Below are 1,571 nucleotides of genomic sequence, written 5' to 3' on the forward strand. Positions count from 1 at the left end.
ATTATAAATATTAATACACAAAACACAAATTTGAGAATACTTATTCTGCTATGATAAAAGATATAATTAATTAGTAACCCTCCATACAAAAAATAGGTATTTATTAGCAGGCAATACAACCACAAAAGCGATACATAATTTTCAAATAATGATAGAAAGCATTATTATTTTTATATAATAATATTATTATAATATCTAAATCATATAAAAATAATATTATATAAATATATTTTAGATATTATAATAATATTTCTAATTGACGCCCTACTTCGTCAATTCCTCTGCTATTATACAAATCATTAAAGTCGCTATATCCGCTAGAAATTTCTGTATCATTAAAATTTGGGATACATACACTTACATTTTTAAAATTATTTTTAATCTGCATTGCCTTTTCTTTTCCAATATTAAACCCGCTCTCTTTTTCTTTTTTGACATCATTATCAGCAGCAATTATGATATGTATATTACAAAACCTTGCAGAAAAATCCTGAACTACAAATTCTAAATTACCTACATCAAGTCCAACTATCACAGGAATCTTACAAGCTTCATGAACGCTTGTTGCAGTGGCAAAACCTTCACATATATAAATTTTATTATATTTTGATAAAGCCTCAATATTAAGTTTAGCTGAATTTTTATTGTAAATATCCATATCGTCACTTATAATAAAAAAATTTCCTCGTTTCTTAGCAAGAAGTTTTTCACCATTTTTCTTTTGCTCATTTGAAAGTAGGGCGCCTATCATCTTATTTCCATTTGGAAATATCCGTTGAAGCGACCAAAATTTTTCATTGATATCAAAAAGTGGCATAAGAAGATTTCCAAATCTATCCTGTTTTAAACCGTAATTTCTATAAACTCTTTTCTTAACAAAGTAAGCATGATTTAAAACAGCAAATTTTGCAGCTAAAAACTCATCAAGTAAAATTTTAGCTGTTTTTTTATATTCGTCTTCTAGTTCATTCTCCCTTTGTAACTGCTTTTGAATAAAAACTGTATTGTCATTTGCTAAATTCTGAGTTTTTTTACTATAAATAAGTTCATCAGAATAGGGCAATATGTCTAATGTCTCATATTTCCAATTACTACTAAATCCACTTTTAAAATTTTGTATAAACCCGGCTGGTGTACCATCTAAATAACCAACATACGCACCACTTTTTTGCGCACCCCTATCGCCATCTACTCTAACACGTCGCAAAATTCCATCCATTATTGGTGTGTCTACTTCAAGCCCAGCCGCATTTAAGGCAGCTTTAAATTTTAAAGATACGTCAGTAATATCAATTTGATACTTTTGAGAATAGGGCACTTTGAACTTTGTAATACCATCTGATAGTACAGTTTTTTTACTAGCTCCTTCTTTTTTATTTTCTTCAAGTAACTTTACTAATGCCTCAAAATCAAAAGTATCATAAATAAACCATCTTTTTTCGTCACTATCCCACATAGCCCCCATTGTTTTTGCAGTATTTTTTAGAGAGTAGGGTACATCAATATAAATTTTTTTTCTTTTCCTTGGCATATTAAAAACCTATCATATTCATAGTAATAAAATATTATTC

The 1,571-nt window shown here is 28.3% G+C and carries 1 protein-coding gene; it reads right to left on the minus strand.

The annotated features are described in order from the left end of the window. Positions 1-238: 238 nt before the first annotated feature. Entirely contained in the window at positions 239-1,531 is a 1,293-nt protein-coding gene (locus tag F3G86_RS10135) for a DUF5710 domain-containing protein (protein ID WP_103614104.1), read from the minus strand. Between the last annotated feature and the right edge of the window lie 40 nt (positions 1,532-1,571).

The sequence above is a fragment of the Campylobacter concisus genome, from assembly GCF_902460595.1.
In the GTDB taxonomy this organism is placed as follows: domain Bacteria; phylum Campylobacterota; class Campylobacteria; order Campylobacterales; family Campylobacteraceae; genus Campylobacter_A; species Campylobacter_A concisus_BL.